17 protein-coding genes, 1 pseudogene and 1 other annotated feature are annotated in these 22,475 nt (G+C 40.7%); all 18 genes and pseudogenes read right to left on the bottom strand.

All coding sequences use genetic code 11. From position 1 onward, the window contains the following. Positions 1-187: 187 nt before the first annotated feature. Positions 188-763, bottom strand: coding sequence for a thiol-disulfide oxidoreductase-associated lipoprotein SdbB (gene sdbB / locus HMPREF9389_RS03170; RefSeq protein ID WP_002930386.1), 576 nt, complete (start codon positions 761-763; stop codon positions 188-190). Between the two features lie 14 nt (positions 764-777). Further along, positions 778-1,391 (bottom strand): annotated as a pseudogene (locus HMPREF9389_RS03175) (cytochrome c biogenesis CcdA family protein). A gap of 221 nt (positions 1,392-1,612) precedes the next feature. Then, positions 1,613-3,316 carry a cache domain-containing sensor histidine kinase gene (locus HMPREF9389_RS03180; RefSeq protein ID WP_002930382.1) on the bottom strand — a complete coding sequence of 568 codons (1,704 nt, stop codon included), beginning with the start codon at positions 3,314-3,316 and terminating at the stop codon, positions 1,613-1,615. Then, positions 3,313-4,047 (bottom strand): response regulator transcription factor, encoded by a 735-nt coding sequence (locus HMPREF9389_RS03185; RefSeq protein WP_002930381.1) that lies wholly within the window; start codon positions 4,045-4,047, stop codon positions 3,313-3,315. Before HMPREF9389_RS03185 ends, HMPREF9389_RS03180 begins: the two co-directional genes overlap by 4 nt. Positions 4,048-4,106: 59 nt before the next feature. Further along, entirely contained in the window at positions 4,107-5,216 is a 1,110-nt protein-coding gene (gene msrB / locus HMPREF9389_RS03190) for a peptide-methionine (R)-S-oxide reductase MsrB (RefSeq protein WP_032906532.1), read from the bottom strand. Positions 5,217-5,231: 15 nt separating this feature from the next. Beyond that, entirely contained in the window at positions 5,232-5,795 is a 564-nt protein-coding gene (locus HMPREF9389_RS03195; protein ID WP_002930377.1) for a redoxin domain-containing protein, read from the bottom strand. 70 nt (positions 5,796-5,865) lie between these two features. After that, complete coding sequence (locus HMPREF9389_RS03200; RefSeq protein WP_002930375.1) at positions 5,866-6,201, bottom strand: hypothetical protein; 336 nt, start codon at positions 6,199-6,201, stop codon at positions 5,866-5,868. A 27-nt stretch (positions 6,202-6,228) separates the two neighbouring features. Then, positions 6,229-6,939 carry a thiol-disulfide oxidoreductase-associated membrane protein CcdA2 gene (ccdA2, locus tag HMPREF9389_RS03205; protein WP_002930373.1) on the bottom strand — a complete coding sequence of 237 codons (711 nt, stop codon included), beginning with the start codon at positions 6,937-6,939 and terminating at the stop codon, positions 6,229-6,231. Between the two features lie 156 nt (positions 6,940-7,095). Further along, complete coding sequence (gene brnQ / locus HMPREF9389_RS03210; protein WP_032906530.1) at positions 7,096-8,424, bottom strand: branched-chain amino acid transport system II carrier protein; 1,329 nt, start codon at positions 8,422-8,424, stop codon at positions 7,096-7,098. 399 nt (positions 8,425-8,823) lie between these two features. Continuing rightward, on the bottom strand, positions 8,824-9,378 hold the full coding sequence (locus tag HMPREF9389_RS03215) for a GNAT family N-acetyltransferase (RefSeq protein ID WP_002930369.1): 555 nt from the start codon (positions 9,376-9,378) through the stop codon (positions 8,824-8,826). 54 nt (positions 9,379-9,432) lie between these two features. Next, positions 9,433-11,211 carry an ABC transporter ATP-binding protein gene (locus HMPREF9389_RS03220; protein WP_002930366.1) on the bottom strand — a complete coding sequence of 593 codons (1,779 nt, stop codon included), beginning with the start codon at positions 11,209-11,211 and terminating at the stop codon, positions 9,433-9,435. A 13-nt stretch (positions 11,212-11,224) separates the two neighbouring features. Next, complete coding sequence (locus tag HMPREF9389_RS03225; RefSeq protein WP_002930364.1) at positions 11,225-12,961, bottom strand: ABC transporter ATP-binding protein; 1,737 nt, start codon at positions 12,959-12,961, stop codon at positions 11,225-11,227. Positions 12,962-13,343: 382 nt separating this feature from the next. Continuing rightward, the gene (locus tag HMPREF9389_RS03230) at positions 13,344-18,794 is read right to left on the bottom strand and encodes a ZmpA/ZmpB/ZmpC family metallo-endopeptidase (protein ID WP_002930356.1); all 5,451 of its coding nucleotides are present in this window, start codon (positions 18,792-18,794) and stop codon (positions 13,344-13,346) included. A gap of 286 nt (positions 18,795-19,080) precedes the next feature. Beyond that, complete coding sequence (gene rplL, locus HMPREF9389_RS03235) at positions 19,081-19,449, bottom strand: 50S ribosomal protein L7/L12 (RefSeq protein WP_002900419.1); 369 nt, start codon at positions 19,447-19,449, stop codon at positions 19,081-19,083. A 73-nt stretch (positions 19,450-19,522) separates the two neighbouring features. Beyond that, positions 19,523-20,023: a 50S ribosomal protein L10 gene (rplJ, locus tag HMPREF9389_RS03240; protein ID WP_002897628.1), complete on the bottom strand. Its 501-nt coding sequence runs from the start codon at positions 20,021-20,023 to the stop codon at positions 19,523-19,525. A gap of 36 nt (positions 20,024-20,059) precedes the next feature. Further along, positions 20,060-20,195 (bottom strand) — a sequence feature (ribosomal protein L10 leader region). A 111-nt stretch (positions 20,196-20,306) separates the two neighbouring features. Next, on the bottom strand, positions 20,307-20,936 hold the full coding sequence (locus HMPREF9389_RS03245) for a hypothetical protein (protein WP_002930354.1): 630 nt from the start codon (positions 20,934-20,936) through the stop codon (positions 20,307-20,309). A 106-nt stretch (positions 20,937-21,042) separates the two neighbouring features. Next, complete coding sequence (locus HMPREF9389_RS03250) at positions 21,043-21,384, bottom strand: hypothetical protein (RefSeq protein WP_002930353.1); 342 nt, start codon at positions 21,382-21,384, stop codon at positions 21,043-21,045. Positions 21,385-21,632: 248 nt separating this feature from the next. Beyond that, a complete protein-coding gene (locus HMPREF9389_RS03255) occupies positions 21,633-22,430 on the bottom strand; it encodes a formate/nitrite transporter family protein (RefSeq protein ID WP_002930351.1) in 798 nt (265 codons plus the stop codon). Positions 22,431-22,475: the final 45 nt, after the last annotated feature.

Raw genomic sequence — 22,475 nt, 5'->3', positions numbered from 1 at the left:
AAAAGAGAGTGGGACAGAAATCGGTAATTCGTTAGAATTCGATTTCGTCGTCCCACCTCCGCACAGTTGAGTAGGGCTGTAAAAGCTGATGAAATCAGCGTAGTAAAGCCCACTCAACCACTGCGTCTTGCTCGACAATCCAAAGACAATTGAGAGGCTAGGACTTTTGTCCCAGCCTCTTTTTGCTTTATTTCATTTCTTTGAAAGCTGCTTCTGCATCAGCATTACTGATAGCGCCAAACTGGATTTTACCGATTTTCCCTTGACTGTCAATGAGGATTTCAGTCGGGATACTGCGGATCTGATAGGCTTGGAAAATTTCTCCTGAAGTATCAAACAGAACTGGTACATCTTTATAACCTTGTTCTTGAAACCATTTTGGAAATTCCTCAACAGATTTCTCTCCTTGGAGACCTGGTGCTACAACTGTCAAGATTTCGAAATCACGATCCGTTTTTCCAGCCAATTCGACCAATTCTGGCATACTCTTCTTACAAGGTCCACACCAAGAAGCCCAGAATTTTAGATAAACTTTCTTGCCTTTATAGTCAGAAAGTTTGACTGTTTTTCCATCCATAGACTGCAGAGTAAAGTCAGGTGCCTCTTGACCGACAGCTGCTTGGGTGACTGTGCTTGTCTGAGCAACCTCGCTAGATGAACTACTGCTTGTAGGCATAGTCATAGGCTTATCCTCCTGTTCCGAGCAGGCTGCCAAAAAGGCTGCAGCTGATACAGTTGCTAATAATGTAACGATTTTTTTCATATTTCTTTCTCCTTTTATCCAAAAAGTCCAGACAGGGCATTAAGCTGTACTAACATCAGCAGAATTCCCATCAGAATAATCAGGGCTCCGCCAATTTTCTTCATCAGGCCCATATAAGGCTTGATTTTATTAAAATACTGCATAACAAAGCTAGATGCCAAAGCCAAGATGAGCTGAGGATTGGTCCAATGCAGGGAGTCCAACCAAAGCTAAAGGTAATACCCAATAAGAATGCAGACCAAAAATGATGTTTCTGGCCATTCTTTTTGAAAGTCAAACTCTTTTGAAACTGTAACTGACGAATATTAATTAGTTCCATCTGATGCAGACCTAGCAGAATGATAAGGCCGCCCATCACATAACGAAAGGTAGAACTGTATATAATTGTTCCTAGAAAGCCAGCTCCAAAGCCTAGCAAAAAAAAGACTGTTGAGATGCCTGCAATGAAAAACAGTGTTCTAACCATGCCTTGCCAAGCAAGCTCCCGACCAAATACTTTCAGGGTCTTGACCTCCTTGTCATCCAATAAAATGCCAATATAAACCGGCAATAAGGGAAAAATACAAGGGGAAAAGAAGGACAAAATACCAGCTAAAAAAACTGAAACAAAAAATAAAGGTGATTCCATTTTCTCTCCTCTAACTACTTACGTAGAATATACATTCACTTATCATTATAAATGAATCTTATAGATTTTTCACAAATCCGCTATGGTAATTTTCTTGCAAACTCATGAGAGTAGAAAAGAGAAAATTTCGCTTGATGAACAGCAAAACCAGTGCATTTTTTTCAAACAGTAAAAAGCCGGAGAAAATCCTACCGGCTTGAATATTTTAAAACTTAATAGACCTAATCATCTGCAACTAGTGGCAAATAAAGACTAATCTGGGTAAATTTATCTGGTTCGGACTGGATTTCCATATGGTAGTCGTCTCCGAACTGCAATCTTAAGCGTTGATCGACATTTTTCAGGCCGACACCACCTAAACGAAGGAGAGTCGCATCCATAGAGGTCTTGACATCAAAGCCTCGGCCATTATCATAGATAGACAATATCAGCTGCCTCTCTTCTGCTACCGATGTCACCCGAATCATGCCCTGTCTGTCAATTTCCTTGATGCCATGATAGATAGCATTTTCAACCAAAGGCTGAAGTACCAGCTTGGGCAGTTTATAATCAGCTATAGATTCATCCTCTTCAATCTCATATTGGAGCTTGTCACCATAGCGCTGCTTCTGGATAAAGAGATACTGACGAACGTGATCAATCTCATCTCTAAGAGAAATCTGTTCGTGCCCTTGATTAAGCGCCAAACGGAAATACTGAGCGAGTGATTTTGTTACCTCAACAACACGCTTGCTGTCATTAAACTCAGCCATCCAGACAATCGTATCTAAGGTATTATAAAGGAAATGGGGGTTGATTTGAGCTGAGAGAGCTCGGAGCTCATAGCGTCGGACGTTTTGTTCTTCAGTCTTGACAGCTTCCATCAGCTGTTCAATCTGATCCAGCATTTTATTGAACTGCTGAGCCAAGTCAACCAACTCTGGAGAACCCTTTGCTTCTGCCCGAAGGTTTGAGTCACCTGCCCCAATCTTTAGAATAACAGCCTGTAGATTCTGCAGGGGTTTAATCCACAAACGTAGGACAAACCAAATACCAGTCAAGCACAGCAGGAGTGCTAAAATGCCCATTCCCACAAAAGAATAAAGCATCTGTGACTGAAGCATCTGCAACTGCTCTAATGAAGCGACGCCAATTAAAGTCCAGTCGCTGTCCGCAATATCAATCTGGTAGACGAAAGCCTGTTTCTGGTCTGCGTAACCGTCCTTGACTGAGATATAGGGCTGCATCGCTTTCATTTCCTGACTGGATGAATAAACACTCTTCTTAGGATGATAGACAAATTCATGCTGGCTATTGACAATAAAACTAAAGCCTTTCTTCCCTAGCTGAAGCCGATCCAGATAGGCTTTGAGACTGTTATAGCCGATATCCAGACGCAAAACACCGAGATTCTGCCCTGCTTCATCCACCACTTCCTGAGTGACGGAAACAACCCACTTCTCCTTCTCTGATGATAGAGACTCCTTGCGAGCAGGAGTCAAGACAGGCATGGCTCTGGTATGAACCGCTTCCTGATACCATTTTTCATTCATCATATCAGAAGATGTCTGCATGCTAATTTGAGTATCTGTCGATACCACGCGCCCGTCCTTGGTAACCAAAACTGCTGACACCAAATCCGGATCTGTCTCAATAATGGTTTTCATCAAAGACTGAACTGACGTTTCACTACTTTCTTGATTCTGAGCAAACTTCCGAATCGTTTCTTCCTTGCTCAGTGTGGAGGTGGTTTGTTTTAATTTCTGCAAATAGGAAGCAATGAACTGCCCGCTTTGCTCCATACTATTACGCGTCGTCCGCTCTGTCAGCTGTCGAATAGTCCCCGAGCTAGTCTGATAGTAAAGACTCCCAACAACCCCCAAGAGTAAAAGAACCAACAGAAAAATATAGACAATCAACTGGATAAGAAGCGGATATCGTTTCATTTCTCCTCTCCTTTTTTAAACTGCCGAGGTGTCAGCCCAACCACCTGCTTGAAGCGCTGAGAAAAATAGTTCATATCTTCAAAACCTACCTGCTCTGCTATTTCATAAATCTTCAAATCTGTAGTTAAGAGTAAGAGTTTGGCTTTTTTCATCCGCACTTGGATCAGATAATCTTGAAAGGGCAAGCCTAATTCTTTTTTGATAAGAACGCTAAGATAGGACGGACTAAACCCCAATTGGAAAGCCAAACTTTTCAGACTTAATTCTGAATCTGCTAGACGCGCATGAATAGCCTCTTCCAACTCAGAGTGCTGCCCCTGATCGACCAAGCTTTGAATCTGTGCTTTTTTACGTTCCTTATCAAGCTTATTCTGCAGCTTGGCCAACATCTCCTCAACATCATCCTTGGAAAATGGCTTGAGAAGATAGTCATCTGCACCTAGCTTAATGGCAGTCCGAGCATAGTCAAAATCATCATAGCCCGTCAGAAAAACGATATGGCACTTAGGAGCCTGGTCTCTGACTAGCTTGGCCAGTTCGAGGCCGTTCATCTGTGGCATATTGATATCGGTCAGCAGGATGTCAGCAGGATTTCCCTGAAACTTCTGCCAAGCTTCTCTTCCATTTTCAGCTTGGGCAATGACTTGCATACCAAACTGTTCATAGTCTACCAAGGACGCAATCCCCTGTCTTACCAGATACTCATCCTCTACAATCATAATTGAATACACAAGATTCAACTCCTTATTTATACTGGATTTATTATAGCAAATTTTCAAACAAAATGCTCTTAAACATAATCCAAAAGATAACCGTAGCCCTTCTCCTCCATCTCAGCTTTTGGAATGAACTTAATTGACAGACTATTGATGCAATAGCGCAGGCCGCCCTTGTCCTTAGGGCCGTCAGTGAAAACATGGCCCAGATGCGAATTTCCAACTCGGCTACGAACCTCTGTCCGTGTCATATTGAAACTCTTGTCTTCCTTGTAAGTCGCTACATCTGGACTGATAGGACGGGTGAAACTCGGCCAACCGCAGCCAGAATCAAACTTATCCTTTGATGAAAATAGAGGCTCGCCTGTCACCACATCCACATAGATACCAGCATCGAACTTATCCCAATAGCGATTAGAAAAAGCCCGCTCTGTGTCATTCTTTTGTGTGACTGCGTATTCTTCTGGAGAGAGCTTGGACTTAATCTCTTCATCGCTAGGCTTTGGATAGCGACTAGCTTCGATAGCTGGGTAAGCAGCTTGATTGACATCAATATGGCAATATCCATTAGGATTCTTTTTTAGGTAATCCTGATGATAATCTTCTGCTTTGATAAAGTTTTTCAGAGCTTCTTTTTCAACAGCCAAAGGCTTATCATATTTCTTAGCAATCTCATCAAAGACTTGATTAATAGTATCAAGATCAGCTTCGTCCTTATAATAAACACCTGTTCGATACTGGGTACCCTGATCATTTCCCTGCTTGTTTTTAGAAGTTGGATCAATGATGCGGAAATAATGTAGTAAGATTTCTTTGAGAGATATCTTTTTAACGTTATAGGTAATTTTTACCGTCTCAGCGTGACCAGTTTGAGAGACCAATTCATATTTGGTCGTGTCACCCTTACCATTTGCATAGCCTGACACTGCATCAAGTACACCTGGCACACGAGAAAAGTACTCTTCTACTCCCCAGAAACAGCCGCCAGCCAGATAAATCTCCCGCTTATCTTCTTCCTTGACATCTTCTTGCTTTTGTTGGGATACAGCTTCTGTCTTACTCATAGATGCTTTCTTGATCTGTTCTGGAGATGATTGCTTACCATTCCCTGCAATCACATAGACCAGTCCAAAGCAGACAAGCAAGCCAAGCATAACCAGAAGAATTTTCCATTTTCCTTCCATGTTCATTGCACCTTTCTACTTGATTTCCTTTAGTGTTTTCTCAATATCTTCCTTGCTCATGTAGCCAATATGTGTCTTGGCAAGAGAGCTATCGCTGCCAACAAAAAGAGCAGATGGATAAGAGCGAATACTATATTCTTTCAGCAATTCTCCCTTGATGTCCATGAGAACTGGGAAGTCTTTGTAATCCAAAGACTTATACCATTCCTTGAAATCATCGGCAGACTTTTCTCCGTTAAAAGTCGGAGACACCACCGTCAGCACAACATAATCTTTTCCTGACTGCTCCTTAGCCAAATCATTGGTATCTCCAAGTGTGGATAGACAGATAGAGCACCAGGAAGCCCAAAACTTCAAATAGACTTTCTTTCCTTTAAAATCAGAAAGCTTGTAGGTCTTGCCATCTACTCCTTGCAAAGCGAAGTCCTTAACCATTTTTGTAGCTTGGTTAGAATTTGACTTGCTAGTCATGGAACTTTTATCACTTTTAGAAATTTCCGAGTTCATTTTCTGATTTGAGCAAGCTCCCAGTAAGCCTGCACAAAGCAGACTAACAGTTAAAATGGATAATTTTTTCATCGTTTTCTTTCCTCTCAAAACAAGGAGAAAGCCGACAAAGCTGACGACTTTCTTTCCTATGGTGGAATTCTTATTTGTCAGATGACATTTCGGATGAATCTTTCATTTCATCCTTCATGTTTGAATCGCTTGATTTCATATCATCTTTCATGTCAGACTTACTGTCGGACATCATAGAAGAATCCTTCATATCATCCTTTTTCATTTTATCATCGGACATGCTAGAGTCTTTCATATCTTCTTTCTTCATATCTTCTTTCTTCATGTCATCTTTTTTCATATCATCCTTCTTCATCATGCTGCTGTCATCCATCTTCTTCATATCAGAATCTGATTTTTGATTAGAGCAGGCAGCTAGGACAAAGATACTAAGTGCAGCGATTGTAAGTGTAGTGATTTTTTTCATGATGTTTCTCCTTTAATTATACAATATTTATCCAAATAACGATGCTAGGATATTGAGATTTCCAAGCATTAACAAAATTCCCATGAGAATGATGAGTGCACCGCCGATTTTCTTAAGTGTTCCCATATAAGGTTTGAGTTTCGCAAAGCGCTGTAATACCCAGCCGGAAGCCAAAGCCATAGCTAGAAATGGAAGGGCTAATCCAAGTGTATAAACCAACATAAGCAAACCTCCCTGAAGAGCGCCGTTACCTCCAGAAGCTGCAATTGCTAAAACAGAACTCAGAACAGGTCCCACACAGGGCGTCCAACCAAAGCTAAAGGTAATCCCCAAGAGAAAAGCGTTAAGAAAATCACTTCTTTTACTATTCTTTTTAAGTTGGATGCTCTTTTGCTTTTGCAGCTGCTGGATATTGATGATCCCCATCTGGTGAATTCCCAGTAGAATGACAATCCCGCCCAGAACGTAGCGAAACCAAGGGGCATAGAGGACTTGCCCTAGAGCGCCAGCTCCGTAGCCTAAAACCAAGAATACAGTTGATAAGCCAGCGATAAAGCTGAGCGTCTTAACTAGACCGTACCAAGAAAAATCCCTTCCCATAAACCGAACTGTTTTCGGCTGATCTGAATCCAGCAGAATCCCTACATAGACTGGCATAAGCGGTAAAATACAGGGCGAGAAAAAAGATAGAATCCCCGCCAGAAAAACAGAAATAAAGAACAAAAAACTTGTTGCCATTTCAAAAACCTCTCTATCAAATTCTGACTCTAGTATAAAATAAAAATCTCCCTAAAAATAGGGAGAAAGATTTGAAAAAACTTGAATTTGATGTTATCTTGCTTGAGATTTCTGGATTTGGCAAAACATCCACCACATTGTGGCGGATGTTATCTATTAGCTCTCCATCTCAAAACGCTCACTCTTCTGCTTGTTTGGCAAAAAGAGAGAAAGCAGGATTCCAACTAGAGCTGGCACCAACCAAGGCAGGGATGCCTGAGCAAATGGAAGTGAGTTTATAATATCACTTATCCTAGTGATATGGAACTGCTCCCCAAGAACACCAGCAAAGGAAATCAGAGTCACTGCTGCCACCGTTAATTGCATACCGATTTTGGACAGTGGCAAGAATTTATTGACAATGACAATCAGCACGATAACAATGGTAATTGGATAAAGAATTTGCAGTACCGGAACTGAATATTGAATAATAGCATTAAGGCCAAGATTAGCAATCGCAAACCCGATCAAAGTAAAGACAGTTGCGTAAACTTTATAAGACACCTTAGGGAAAGTTTTATGGAAGAATTCTCCAGTCGATACAATAAGTCCTGCTGTTGTGGTGAAACAAGTCACAGTAACCATAGCTGCAAGGAAAATCTGTGCTGTAGGTCCAAAAATAGCCTGTGTCGCCTGCGACAGGACATAAACACCAGGATTTCCTTTGGCAATAATCTCAGCTGGAACTGGGAAATGATTGCCTAGAAAAGCCAAACCTATATACATGGCGCTAAAGCCTAACGCCACCATCAAACCAACAACCCAGATGGTTGAAACATATTCTTTTTTATTCTTGAAACCTAGCTGATTTAGAGTCGTTACTGCGATTACGCTAAAGGCCACGGAAGCCAAGGCATCCAAAGTGTTATAACCTTCCAAGAACCCTTGCCCAAAAGCTGACGCAGAATAAGCTTGCGAAGCCTGCTGAGGTGCATTTGAGCCGTATTTCAAAGCTCCTAGAATTACTAAGATAATAATCAAAACTGCAAAGACAGGCGTCAGAATACGTCCAATCCGATCCAAAATCTTAGATGGATTCAAAGAAATCAGATAAGCCGCCGCAAAGTAAAGTGTCGTGAAAACAATCAATCCGATACCTGTCATATTTTTAGACAGCATAGGAGCGATACCAACTTCATAGGCTACTGTCGCTGTCCGCGGAATAGCAAAAAAGGGACCGATTGACAGATACAAGGCTACAAGATAGACAATAGCAAACCAAGGCGCAATCTTCTGAGAAATCTCGTGGATATAGCCTTTAGGATTGAGTGTTCCAATAATCAAAGTCAGAACAGCAAGTCCAACCCCAGACAAGACAAATCCTGCAATAGCTGGCCAAAAATGCTGACCAGATAATGTTCCAAGCGAAGGCGGGAAAATCAAGTTCCCAGCACCAAAAAATATTCCAAATAAGAGCAAGCCTGTCAAGGCACCTTTTTTAATCACAGGAATCTCCTTAATTTTTTTCATGCTTTATCATTATATACGTAAATAGCCCGCTCCACAAGATTTTTAACTTTTCACGGTAAGTTGATTTGAAAAACGAAATAAATCGAAAAATCTTTGAAGATTTTTAGCAAATTCCTCACTTATCCACAGATTTAAGGCTTATTTTAAAGTAATATAAATAATTTTGTTTTAAATCGTACGATTCACCAACCTCTCTCTATCTTTTTTGATGGTTTACTTTCTTTAAACAGACATGCTCTACTGTTGCTGAATGCGAGAAAAATACAATATTGTCCTTCCTGATCCAAAACAAAATAAAAGAGATTTTTCATAGTAAAAAGGTGGAGACATCCTATCTCAACCTTTTAAAAATGGCTATAAATCATTTAGCATTCTTTACACATCGCTAAATCTTCGGTACTTAATTTCGAATTCAAAGAAGTTCTTCTCTTGCAGCATATGGAAAATATCTCGATAAGCCTCCTCATCAAAATGGTCTCCCAAATACAAGATTTCAAAGCTTAATCCTTCATATTCCAGAAAAGCATTGGTCGTTCGAAAGCCATTACGCTTATAGAAGTCCATACGTGCTTGACGTTGCTCTAGATTGTCACATTCTTCATCGACACGTTCCACCTCTAGAACCATGGTTTTTTGATAAAACTCTGTCAGTTTATGAATAATCTCTCCCCCATAGCCATGGCTGCGAAGGTGCGACATAATCGCAAAGAAGCTGACGTAAAACATTTTTTCGTTATAAACTGCAAAAGCAAAACCAACAAATTCTTCCTCATTGTAGAAGGCAAAGAAATGAGACCGTTCATCGTTTGTATAACGAAGAAATTCGCTGATAGGCACCCTTTCCTCTACAGGAAAAGCCTCGTGGTTTAAGGCCTCCACCTTATCCAAATCGGGAAATTCTGCTGTAATAATTTGACTCGTTAAAGACATTGCTACCTCACTTTGCTTATATTCTAGCAGTTATCAAATGATTTAGCAAACCTTTTAAACTTCTTCTGCTTTTTTAGAAAATTGACTCTGGTAAAGGTCATAATAAAATCCTTTATCAGCCAAGAGACTCTCGTGATTGCCTTGCTCGATAATCTGACCATCCTTGAGCACCAAAATCTTATCCGCTTCTTGAATGGTCGACAGTCGGTGTGCGATGACAAAACTGGTCCGACCCTGCATGAGTGTTTTCATAGCCTTCTGAATCAAGAGCTCCAGCCGTGTATCGACAGATGAGGTCGCTTCATCCAAAATCAAAATCTTAGGATTGGCCAAAAGAGCCCTCGCAATTGTAAGCAACTGCTTCTGACCAAGCGAGATATTGCTTGATTCTTGGTTCATTTCCATGTTGTAGCCGCCTGGCAAGGTACGGATAAAATGATCCACATTAGCAGCCTTGGCTGCCTCTACAATTTCTTCATCAGTGGCTTGCAGATTGCCAAAGCGAAGGTTTTCCTTGATAGTCCCCTCATAAAGCCAGGCATCCTGCAGCACCATACCGAACTGTTTACGGTAGTCCTGACGGGACAGATGGCGAATGTCATGCCCATCAACTGTAATCGCGCCTTTGGTCACATCGTAGAAACGCATAAGCAGGTTGATCAACGTGGTCTTACCAGCACCAGTCGGACCAACAATGGCGACCATTTCTCCAGGTTTGACTTCCAGATTGAAATTCCGAATGAGCGGCTTGTCTGCTACATACTGGAAGTCCACATCCTTGAAGCTAACCTGACCTGTCAGATCTTGCTCCAGCTTTTCTGTCTTATCATTGACTTCGTCTGCTTCGTCCAGTACTTGGAAAATTCGGTCCAAAGAAGACTTGGCACTCTGAAGCTGACCTGCCAGCTGAGTCAGGTTTTGAATAGGCTGGTTAATCTGCCAGACATATTGAACAAAAGCCTGCATATTCCCGACTGTCAAGCGCCCTGCAATAACCTGAAGACCGCCCAGCAGAGCCAGCAAGAGGTAGGTCAGATCTGAAATAACATTCAAAACAGGCATCATCAAACCCGAGATAAAGCTGGCTTTAAAACCTACTTTCTGCAAGTTTTGCGTAATTTGACGAAAATCCTCCTGGGAGCTTTCTTCTCTGACATAAAGCTTCAAGATATTAAAACCAGTCAAATTCTCCTGAACAAAGCCATTCATAGCTCCCAGTGCATCTGCCTGCTGTTTAAAGTATGGCTGGGATTTCTTCACGATAAAGCGAGCACTAAGGTAGGTAATCGGAATCGAAATTACCACAATGATACCCAACTGCAGATTGAGTACTAATACCATGACGATAACCAACATTAGAGTAAAGACTGCGTTGATAACCTGCAGAAAGGACTGCTGCAAGGCATTTGAAACAGCTTCGACATCGCTGGTAAAACGCCCCAGCAAATCACCAAACTGATGTTTGTCAAAGTAAGAAACGGGAATACGATTAATCTTATGACTAAGTTCATTGCGCAAGTCACGAATGGTAGCCTGCACTGCATTGGTCATAAAGTAATTAGAATAGTAAGAACCGATTTCATAAATAATCGCCCGCACAAAATACAAGACCATGACCCAGCCGACATAAGACACATTAATTTGGGCGCCAGCCACCCCTTTAGCCATATCTAGCAGATTATTTGTCAGTTCAGTAATGGCTAAACCTAAGACAAAGGGCTCGACGACACTCATAACGACACTGAGGATTTTGAGGAAGATGGCAAAGGCGACTGCAAATTTATAAACTTTTAGGTAGCTCCACAGACGAGCAAAACTTGATGTGTTTTTCATGTCAGTCTCCTTTCTATTCCTCTGTCAAAGCTTGATTCTTCAGCTGAGAATCTGCAATTTCACGATAAATATCATTGGTTTCCATCAGTTCTTCATGCTTCCCGCGTCCGACGATTTCGCCCTGATCCAGAACGATAATTTGGTCAGCGTCCATGATAGTTCCCACCCGTTGAGCTACAATCAGCACTGTTGCCTGACCTGTCACTTCCTTGAGACGACGACGAAGCACTGCATCCGTCTTGTAATCCAGAGCAGAAAAAGAGTCGTCGAAGATATAAATATCCGGCTTTTTAACCACTGCACGGGCGATAGAGAGTCGCTGTTTCTGCCCACCGGATAGGTTGCTGCCTCCCTCAGCTAGATGAGTCTCAAAACGCTCTTCCCGGCTCTCGATAAAGTCCTTGGCTTGAGCAACCTCAGCCGCCTGACTCAGCTCCTCTTGACTAGCCTCTTCCTTTCCGTAGCGTAGATTCGCTGCGATAGTTCCGGTAAATAGCAGAGCTTTCTGCGGAATAAAGCCAATCTTCTGACGCAGAGCCTTCAGATTGTACTCGCGGACATCCACACCATCCACTAAAATCTTACCTAGTGTTACATCGTAAAAGCGCGGAATCAGCTGTACCAGTGTAGACTTACCCGAACCAGTAGAACCAATAAAGGCAATAGTCTCACCCGGCTTGGCTTTGAAGGAAATATTATGCAGTACAGGACTTTCCGTCTCACCCGGATAAGCGAAAGTTACATTGTCGAACTCCAGATACCCCTGCGTATCTGTCTCGGTTACACCATCTTCATTAGGATTGATCGAAATGGGCATGTCCATGACTTCCTTGAGCCGCTGGCTCGATACCGCTGTCCGTGGATACATGGTAAAGAGATTAGCCAAGAAGAGGAAGGATAGCAGCGCATGAAAGCTGTATTCGATAAAGGCAACGAGATTTCCGATTTCAAGACTGCCGTCCCGCAAGGGGTCTAGGGCAAACCAGACAATGGCCACAATCATCGCAATAATAATCTGCACAAAGAGCGGCTCAGTCAGACCAGTCAGCTTAAAGAGCTTATTGGAGTTTTGCGCATAGACTTCATTTTCATCAGCAAAACGCTTCTCTTGAAATTCTTCTCTTGCAAAAGCCCGAATAACGCGCAGACCAGTCAGATTTTCCCTCACATACTGATTAATCTTATCAAGAGTCTTCTGCTGCTTTTCAGACAAGGGCTTGGTTTTAACCGCTACATAAATGACCACGACTGCCAAGAAAGGCACTGAAACAGCTACAATCCAGGCCAGAGACGGACTGGTCAGAAAAATCATGAGAATACTGGACAGCATCATCATGGGAGTAATGACACCCATTTTCAGGGTTTGCTCCGCAAACTGCATGAGTACAAAAGCATCAGAAGTCAAGCGCGTGACTAAAGAGGATACACCGATTTGCTCATACTCATGGTGAGAATACTCTTGCAGCTTGGCATAGAGATCATTGCGCATGTCCTGCACCATGGTTGTCGTTAGCTTCCCAGCCGCATAAGCCAGGACGATTCTCCCCAACACTCCTAAGATAATAACGCCAAACATGACCCAAGCCCAGAAAAAGAGCCGGTCTATCTGCCTAGGATTGATTCCTTCATCAATCATCCGAGCCAGCACCGTTGGCAACCCTAGATTGACGATTACAAAAAAGATTGCTGCGACAAAGTCTAAGACCAGCCACTTAGGATATCTCTTCAAATAAGACCAAATGTATAACATAACTCCTCCTTCACTATCTATTCAAAAATAACTCACTCTAAAGCAACCATCTGCTTTTAAAACACAGAAAAGAGCGCGCAAATGCACGCCTTAATACAAATATTATAACAAAAATATGAAGGAGGGTAAAGGTCATTTCAGACTTTTTTCTGCTTATCATCAGCCTCATAAATGACTGTCAGCAGCAAACTGCCTGAAAGCAGACCAGCTACAGTTTTAATTGCTTGACTTATGTAGAAAAACAAACCTAGTTTTCACTAGGTTTGTAATTTCTTATCTGCAAGAAGGTCTGAGATCTGAATTTAAGAGCAATTCAAGCTCTTACCCAGCACCAACTTGTCAGATTTGCCATTTTGCAGACTGGTTGACCGGCTCAAATCCATCACTTCTGGTTTTCAAAGATTGATGTTCTGAAATCATTGGTCTGATCGAGGTAGGCTTTGAAGACTGCTTTTTTCAGCTTGTGGACAGCACTGTCATGTTCTGGTTTATAGCCGCTCCAAGAATACCAATTATCATTGGCATCTTTGAGAACTGCTTCATCCATCAAGGTTTGCAACTCTTCTACAGTACTTATAGTCTTAGTAGCATAACTTGTCCATGGTTGTCTCGTATCATCAAATGTGACCTTGTTCAGGCTGTCGAACTTGTTTTTACGCTCTTCATACATAGCCTTCTTAAACTCAGCCCAATTATTAAACTGACCATTGAAGACCTTGCGTAAAACCAAGTCATCAGTTACCAGACCTCTGCTCTTACCATAGATACTGATGGTTTTTCCGTTTTGCTTCGCATCATCTTCATACTGGTTAGAGATATAAGGGACCATACCATCTTTAAAGCCTTTGGCTGCCAAAAGCTCATAAGCCATACGCCGTCCCATAAGATCTCCAGGAGTTCCTTTTTCACTGCTTAATGCCGAATAAATCGGAGAGAAGAGTTTAATCGTATGGTAGCCATTTCTTTCTACATCACCATTTTTGTACTCACGCGCTGAAAGAATATCATTTTCAATGAGACTATTGAATGAATTTAATTTTTGCGCATCTGCCATTGTAATATTTTTTATCACATTGGTTGCGTAAACATCATTTCCATCAGCATCTCGGACATATTTATTCTCAACTTTTCTCAGCGCGTTCACTTTCTGCACATCAGATAGACGGTTAACAATTGACATCCCTTCTAGGTACTCCAACATATAAATGACATCAAACATGTTGTGAACATAGTTTTTCAGATCATCCGCATTTTGGAATCGTTCAGTTGGATCAAGGACTTGCAAACGAGATTTTTCAGTCGCATCATTCTTGTCATATTTGAGAATTGAGTTGACCGTGATGGTCGCATCATCTGGATGATCCGGTGCTTGCAACAAGCCCTTGGCGAAGAATTCTGGACCAAGACCGCTTCTTCTTCCATATCCTCCTAAATAGATCTCGTTATCAGAATCATGCGTCATCTCATGAGTATAGGTAATGGCTCCGTCCTTGTCCAGCATACGATATCCCATGTAGTAAACACCGTCTCCAGTAGCATAAGCACCATGCTTATTGTGTACAACCTTGTTTCCAACAGGTCCAAAGAAGTACTTCATGGCTGGATTAGAACTGTCAAATTGTGCCTCCGCTGTAGCCTTGCCAACAGTAGTGTCATCACCGAACTTATAGGCATCATAGACCAAGATATTTCGATAGAGCTTTTCACGGCCCTGCTCGTCTAATATTCTATACCAATAATCATAATGGTCGCGTTGGCGTTTTGCGGTTTCCTGAGCATTTTCCTCAACAAACTTATTGAGTTCTGCCCCTGCTCTGTGCTCATTATTTCTATATCTGTCATAGGCACCAAAACCAAGACTGGATATAGTCGAGATGACAAAGACTGATCTTTCAGGCATTGTCAGCAAAGGTAGAACCATATTTCGGTATTTCCAAGTGTCGCTGGTAATTCGATCATAGACCCCGATAGAATACTTGCTGCCAACTTGCTCTTGTTTGACCCTCACCTCATCAATAGTTGATTTTTCTTCAACGATATAAGCCTTGGTTTGCTCTTTGAACCATTGATTATTTGTTTTGTTTGGTAAAAATACTTCTCGGTAATTGGCAAGCGTGCTGAACAGATCTTTTGTTCCATTATTGTTTGCTAGGCTGATGCTATACGCATCTACGTTGTTCTTGGCCAGAAGATTGTTAAAACCAGATTTACCTAATTCAATGATTGTGTCTAGCGGTGACACATTTCCCTTGCCAAAGAAATCCATGTGATACATGACTAAGTCTTTGACATTCACGTCACCATAGTTAAAGTTGTACCAGCGCTCTAAATAGGTCAAACCTAGAAGCAAGGATTCCTTGTTGCGTTTGATTTTATCAACGACGTAACCATTAATCGTTTGATTTTCGCTGGCAATGACTGCATCAGCAGACAACAGTTTTTCCAGTGTATTTGCTAGATTTTCCTTTGTTTTGGCAAACTGCTCTTCTAAGTATAATTCCGTTAATGAAACTCCTAAAGAAATACCTAGGGTGTTTCTGATAGCCTCTGACTGATAATCGACCGCTCTCAAATCAGGCAAGATTTCATTAATGATTGAATTATGATTATATAAGAATTGATTCGGCGTATAGATGAGATCTGTATCGCCAACACGGTATTGTGCTAACTTACTAAAATCAGATTGGTAGGTAATATCTAGTATTTCAGATGAATGATCCTGATAGTGCAGCAAGAGCTTATTAGCTGCCTCTTTATGCGAAGCAATATCTGTAATTACTTTATTATCCTTCATCATGACTGCAGATAAGACTTCTTTTTCATGCAAAGCGCTATCTTCTTTTACCAGATTACCGTATTTGACAATGGTTGCCTTATCATAAAACGGAAGTAATTTTTCGATATTCTTATATGCTAAAGCTCGACTGGCTTGATAGTCTTTAACCTTAGAAAAATCACTTTCTATATTTCTGCTAGTCAGTAAGCTTTCGACTTTCGGTGCGGTAAGAGAATTGATTTCAGATTTCTTACTTGCGATTTTAGCAGCATCAATCAATGTTCCTCTCTCTTCGAGGGATTCCTTGGTGACGACCTCATCCTTTTCAAGAGTCACTTTGAAAACTCTATTGTCTTTGTTGCTATATGAGTCAGTTATCCTCATTCCTCGATAGTGATACCCACTAATGGCATTTCCGTTCATAACATTGACATCACTAAGAACATTATGCAATCTTCCAGCATGTCTCTCTTCGTTAGAGTCTCTATCCCACAAGTAGCCAGCCACACCAGCAACGCTTCCAAAGCGTTTGACATTGTTAATATGGCCCTCAGCGTAACTATTGCTGATAAGCGCATCTTTCTCGACAAGACCTGCAAGGCCGCCGACAGTTTGGTTTGTACTATCCGCATTTGACGAGATGGTAATTGTAGCTTTTGACTTATCAACTACTGCATTGATGCCAGTCAGTTGACCTACTAGGCCTCCGATATTGTATGGAGACCTCGTTTCATAGGAGTTGACAATTCTTCCTTTGAAACTGCTGTTGGTAATCTTAGAATTATCAGCCTTCCACACTAAGCCACCAATGCCACGTTCGCCAGCCAGAACACCGTCTACATGGACATTATTAATCCTTGTTGCATTATTGGCTTCATTTGCAAGGGCGCCAATATCAGTTTTTCCTGAGATATTCACATCTTTAAGAGTCAGATTTTCTACAGTAGCAGCGCTCAATGTATCAAAAAAAGGCTTCTTCAAATTATAAATAGCATAATTTTTCCCATCTTTGCTACCAAACAGCTTACCAGTAAATCTGCCCTTTATATAACTGCTAGCGCCATTTTCTAGTTCGACCTCATTGGCATTCAGACTAGCACCTAAATAATAGGTTCCATTGAGATCGTTATTTATAGCTTGAACCAGGTTACTAAAGGAAGTGAAGTTTGTGACTTCTCTCTCTGCCTTTTTGGCAAGGTAAAAAGTATAGTTGTCCTCGTACTTATTGTTGACGTCCTGTTTTAATTTTTCAGCACTTGCTGTAATTTTATAAACCGGCTGACCATCTTTTGTGCTATCAACTATTGAAGAAATCGGCAAGAAGACATCTTTAAACTTAGAAGATTTGACCTTCACGAAATAATTGTCTTGATTGCTCGGAATTGTATCCAGAGAAACGTGTTGTTTGTATTTTTCATCAGATAGACTATACAATTCCAGTTCAGATACATTTCTCAATTCAATATGCTTTTCAGGTTCTTGCTTCTGCTCTTTAGGCTCTTGAGCTTTTTCAGTAGGATTTTCCGTTTCAGGTACTGCTGGTTCGATGTTTCCAGTATATTCTTGCGGAGGCTCTACCTGCTCGGGTTCAACAATGGCTCCAGCTTGGACTTCTGTATACTCAGGTAATGGAGCGACCTGCTCAGGTTCCACTACCGCTCCTGCTTGAACTTCTGTATATTCTGGTAAGGGAGTCGCTTGTTCGGGTGACACTACTGCACCTGATTGAGTTCCTGTGTATTCCGGTAATGGTGTAGCTTGCTCGGGAGCGACCACCGCACCTGATTGAGTTCCTGTGTATTCAGGCAACGGGGTGACTTGTTCGTGCTCAACTATGGCTCCAGCTTGTGTTCCTGTGTATTCTGGTAAGGGAGTCGCTTGTTCGGGTGACACTACTGCACCTGATTGAGTTCCTGTGTATTCCGGTAATGGTGTAACTTGCTCGGGTGACACTACTGAACCTGCTTGAATACCAGTGTATTCAGGCAATGGAGCGAATTGCTCGGGTTCCACCAAGTTAGAAGCTACTGGTTTTTCGCTAGTCGTTTCAAGCTTTTTAGTCCCTTTTTCCACTATTTTAGGAGTCGCTTCCTCTATTTTAGTCGAAAGAACTTCTCTTGAAACTTCCGAATTATCTACAGTAAAAATTCGAACAACTTCGATTTTTCGGCCTGGTTTGCCTTCTTGTTTTACTCTTACAGCCCCCTCGGCTAAATCCGCATTTTCTTGTATTTGTTCTCCAAAGGCTATCTCAGTTTCAACAGTCTCTTCTTTGTATAATAATTCTGGCTTAGCTACTCGGCCAGACAAGACTTCATCTTGAGGCTCAATTGTATTGACGCCAAGAGTTTGATTTTTCAGCCCATTCTTATCAAAAGAAACAGAATAATCTAGCTTCTTATTTTGGTTTAAAACTTCTTTATCTTCATTAGCATTCTGCTGATTATCAAGAATCTTATTGTCTAATAATTTTTTAATTGATTCATCTTTTATATAGCCAACATAGGTATAGCCCGAAATTTCACCTGGTGACGGCAGACTTTCCCCAGCTGACACTTGATATTCCGCATTATACTGCAGTAAGATCCCATTTTCCAGCGCATCGACGGATAGTATCAAACCACCTCCGACACCAGCCCCCACCAAAACAGTTAATAGGAACTTGCTTTTAACTTTTCCTTTTGACACAACAAAAACAACCAATCCTATCGTCGTTAACAGACCGGCCGTCATCATAGTATTGGAGTTGTTGCTGTCGCCTGTATTCGGTAACGTTTTTGCTCCAGTATTTGAGTTTAACCTGTAGACAAGATAGTAAGTTTCCTCGTTGCCTTCTGACATTTTAGGAAATCCACTTACAATCAACTCCTTTTCTTGCGGAGTTATTTCAGTATCTGTCACGTATTTATAGTGTACATTCAACTTTTCCTGTGCTTGAACAGAGTCAACCCCAACTATAGAAACAAAAAACAAACTAGAAATAGCAGCCGAAACAAGCCCGACAGCTAATTTCCTAAAAGTAAACCGAGTTTGCTTCTCCCCAAAAAACTTTTTCATAAAAACCCTTTCAAATTATTCTAAAAAGAATAACAAATCCTTTAACCAGAGAATGAGCAACAGTAAGCCATTGCATTCATTCATCTGAATCCCCCTAACAAAAATCTCCTAATCAACAATCTCATATAACTTTTATTTTATTCATAATATCTCCTAAATCGCAATAATCTGTCTAAATTATATCATACAATCCTATTTTTTGTTAGCGTTTTAACATAAAAATGATTTTGGGATACAAAAAAACCAAGTCTTTCGACTTGGTTGATTTCTATGATTGGAAACTCTATTATTTAAGAGTAACTGAAGCACCTGCTTCTTCCAATTTAGCTTTAAGTTCTTCAGCTTCTGCTGCAGCAACGCCTTCTTTGATAACGTTTGGTGCACCATCAACAAGTTCTTTAGCTTCTTTAAGGCCAAGACCAGTGATTTCACGTACAACTTTGATAACGCCGACTTTCTTGTCGCCAGCTGCAGTCAATTCGATATCGAATGAATCTTTAGCAGCGGCAGCTTCACCAGCACCAGCAGCAGCTACAGCTACAGGAGCAGCTGCAGTTACACCAAATTCTTCTTCGATAGCTTTTACAAGGTCGTTCAATTCAAGGATTGAAGCTTCTTTAATTTCAGCAATAATGTTTTCAATGTTCAATGCCATTGTTATTTCCTCCAAATAATTTTTAAATTTATAATATTTTTTTCGTAGCTAGGCTACGCTGCGTAGCTTAAGATTAAGCTGCGTCTTCTTTGTTGTCTGCAACTGCTTTGACAGCAAGTGCAACGTTGCGAACTGGCGCTTGAAGTACAGAAAGGAGCATAGAAAGAAGTCCTTCGCGGTTTGGAAGAGTTGCAAGTGCAAGAATCTCTTCTTTTGATGCGACAGCGCCTTCAATTGCACCACCTTTGATTTCAAGTGCATCAGCGTTCTTAGCAAAGTCGTTCAAGATTTTCGCTGGAGCAACAACATCTTCGTTAGAAAATGCTACTGCAGATGGTCCAACAAAAACAGATGCCAAGTCTTCAAGTCCAGCTTTTTCAGCTGCACGACGCAAGATTGAGTTTTTGATAACTTTGTACTCAACTTCGCTTCCACGAAGCTCACGACGAAGAACGGTATCTTGCTCAACAGTTAAACCACGAGCGTCAACAACGACGATAGATGCAGCAGCTTTCATTTTCTCAGCAACTGCGTCAACCAGTTCCGCTTTTTTAGCAATAATAGCTTCACTCATTTAGTGTTTCACCTCCGTAATTATTTTGCTTGGGAATTTTCCAAAAGAAAAACGCGCCCAAACCTAGACACGAAAGTACAATACGCTTCTTTTTACATGATACGTTTTGTCCTCGGTAGGATCTTTATGAGTCGAGCTCCCCTACTGTCTTAGGCAGTTTTTTCAAACCATTGATAATTATAGCAAAAGAAAAAAAAGATTGCAAGCTTTTTATACAATCTTTTTTAAATTTAGTCATTATTTTCTGCAAATTTCTTACTTGACTAATATCTACTTCTTTCCCTTAGTCGAAAGTTTCGAGTTCAATATAATCAAAGTTCTCTCTTAAATAATCAAATAAGGCGTCTTTATGAGCTTTCTGATTCATTCCAATAAACTTTCGCAACTCATCTGTCCGGAGTTCAGATTCATTGCCATCAAGGTACCATGCAGAAAAATGAACTCGTCTTACCTCACGAAAACGGGAAAGACGAAAAACAGATGCCTTCATAAATGCATCTATCTTAGAACATTCTGGCAGGTAGGCAATATCAAATGTCCTGTAACAAATGAGATGATCGCCATAAACCAAAACTTGCAAATCTTTGTCAAAGTAGTCCGCATCATTAAGATTTTGCCAGTCCTCCTCAAGCTCAGGATAACAATCTCTCAATTCCTGAATATTACTGTTTAACAAAAGATTATTTTTTATCATTCTATAGATAGACTCGACTAAACTCATATGGATCCAAATAAAGAAAAGAATAAACATAAAATTTTCACGAATCATATCTAGCCAAAATGATAATCCTTCTTTTAATGTATGATAAATAAAACTACACGAATATAAACCAAAGAAGATAGCACTTATTACTGGACCAATCATCAACAAAATTCTAGCTCTAAGCGGCGAAAACTTAAATCTTTTTCCCACTTCCCTCAGTTCCTCCTAAACTCAATTCTTTATCTCCTTTTATATCGCATCCCCCCTCTTGTGTATTTAACTTTGTTTATCATAGAAAAAATTTATTTCAGTAGTTTTATGGCATATTAGGAAAAGTCTTCTTAAGCAGATTTCTGCTTTCTTCATCGGCAGGCAGCCATCCATCTTTGAAAACACGATCTTTTATCCAAAAACGATTATAGAAAAAAGTCCAAAAGAAATTAAAGGCTGTTCCAGTTGGCTTTAACAAATCTTCTGGAATGAAAAGCACGGCAATAACAAGCAAAGCGCAGAAAGAACCTAAAATAATACCAAAGTATTTCCAGTCCTTTCGAAAAAGCGGGACAAAAAAACTAAATAGCAACGTTGTAATAGAGTAGGATGGTGACAAGCTTTTAACTTTGCTTCCATCTGGTGACTGAATAGTGATCTTATTCATAACATCTCCTTTTGATTACATAATATACCAAATAAATTTAACAAACTCCGATAATTCTGTCAACTGTTTTGTTTAGATATTAGAGATTGATAGGCAATAAAAATTAAAGAAGAGACTAGAAAGTTAGTCAGAGATCGTACTAGAGAACTGAAAGGCACTGAAAGGCATTGACATCTTTTTTTGAATTAGACTTTAGAAAAGTGAAATCCAAATATTTTTTCAAAAAAATACAGCCCTAAGGCTGCATTTTAATCTACGTAATGTTCTTCCTTTTTATTAAACCAAGCGTATGGCAAACCTATGAGTAGGCCACCACCGATGAGGTTACCGATAAAGGTTACGCCCCAGTGGCGTAGGATATTTCCAATACCAAAATTTTGCATTTCCGCTGCTGCTGAGCTGAATTTCACGATAGCAAAGGAAGCAAAGTTAGCAGCCAAGTGTTCGTTAGTCAGGAATACAAACATATAAATGGCTGATATAACTAAGAAGAGCTTAGCTGTACTATCCTTGACCAAAACGAAGGAAAGAATAGCGATATTAACAAAAATATTGGCTAACACTCCCTCAAGCAGAATCAGCTCATTAGATCGGGCAAGCTTCATCTGTACAACACCAGAAATGAAACTATCTTTGCTAAGCCCTGCATAAGCAGCCGAGTTAGCAAAGAGCCAGCCGGCAATCAAAGCCCCAATCAGATTGAAAAAGGTACAATAAAGCAAAATCATCAAGGCTTTTTTCCAGTCAATCTTCTTCAAAAAGGTACCAGCAGTCAGAAACATCATATTGGAAGTCACCAACTCTGCATTTAGAAAGACAATGTAAGCCAATCCCCAAGCAAAGATGAAAGGAAAGAGAAAACGCCCAGTTCCTGGAACAATCTTATTCGTCAAATCTGCCGCAATGGCTCCAGCACCAGTACTAAAGGTTAGGAAAGCTCCAGCAAAGATGGAACGAACAGCGTACTTGGCCTTGCTTGTATCAAACAAAGCTTCTTTCTTGCGGCAAGCTGCTTCAATTTTAGGGATAAATGTCGATTCAGGCATAAAAAATTCTCCTATTAATTTAAACTATGTATAGTATATCACAAA

The organism is Streptococcus sanguinis SK355 (assembly GCF_000212855.1).
Taxonomy (GTDB): Bacteria; Bacillota; Bacilli; order Lactobacillales; family Streptococcaceae; genus Streptococcus; species Streptococcus sanguinis_A.
The sequence above is the reverse complement of the archived record's forward strand: the minus strand, read 5'-3'. Positions and strand labels throughout refer to the sequence as shown.

What these genes read in the sequence shown, in the direction of transcription:
- sdbB (WP_002930386.1), bottom strand. Translation starts at nt 763, where the DNA reads ATGAAAAAAATCGTTACATTATTAGCAACTGTATCAGCTGCAGCCTTT.
- HMPREF9389_RS03180 (WP_002930382.1), bottom strand. Translation starts at nt 3,316, where the DNA reads ATGAAACGATATCCGCTTCTTATCCAGTTGATTGTCTATATTTTTCTG.
- msrB (WP_032906532.1), bottom strand. Translation starts at nt 5,216, where the DNA reads ATGGAAGGAAAATGGAAAATTCTTCTGGTTATGCTTGGCTTGCTTGTC.
- HMPREF9389_RS03195 (WP_002930377.1), bottom strand. Translation starts at nt 5,795, where the DNA reads ATGAAAAAATTATCCATTTTAACTGTTAGTCTGCTTTGTGCAGGCTTA.
- HMPREF9389_RS03200 (WP_002930375.1), bottom strand. Translation starts at nt 6,201, where the DNA reads ATGAAAAAAATCACTACACTTACAATCGCTGCACTTAGTATCTTTGTC.
- ccdA2 (WP_002930373.1), bottom strand. Translation starts at nt 6,939, where the DNA reads ATGGCAACAAGTTTTTTGTTCTTTATTTCTGTTTTTCTGGCGGGGATT.
- HMPREF9389_RS03215 (WP_002930369.1), bottom strand. Translation starts at nt 9,378, where the DNA reads ATGTCTTTAACGAGTCAAATTATTACAGCAGAATTTCCCGATTTGGAT.
- HMPREF9389_RS03220 (WP_002930366.1), bottom strand. Translation starts at nt 11,211, where the DNA reads ATGAAAAACACATCAAGTTTTGCTCGTCTGTGGAGCTACCTAAAAGTT.
- HMPREF9389_RS03225 (WP_002930364.1), bottom strand. Translation starts at nt 12,961, where the DNA reads ATGTTATACATTTGGTCTTATTTGAAGAGATATCCTAAGTGGCTGGTC.
- HMPREF9389_RS03230 (WP_002930356.1), bottom strand. Translation starts at nt 18,794, where the DNA reads ATGAAAAAGTTTTTTGGGGAGAAGCAAACTCGGTTTACTTTTAGGAAA.
- rplL (WP_002900419.1), bottom strand. Translation starts at nt 19,449, where the DNA reads ATGGCATTGAACATTGAAAACATTATTGCTGAAATTAAAGAAGCTTCA.
- rplJ (WP_002897628.1), bottom strand. Translation starts at nt 20,023, where the DNA reads ATGAGTGAAGCTATTATTGCTAAAAAAGCGGAACTGGTTGACGCAGTT.
- HMPREF9389_RS03250 (WP_002930353.1), bottom strand. Translation starts at nt 21,384, where the DNA reads ATGAATAAGATCACTATTCAGTCACCAGATGGAAGCAAAGTTAAAAGC.
- HMPREF9389_RS03255 (WP_002930351.1), bottom strand. Translation starts at nt 22,430, where the DNA reads ATGCCTGAATCGACATTTATCCCTAAAATTGAAGCAGCTTGCCGCAAG.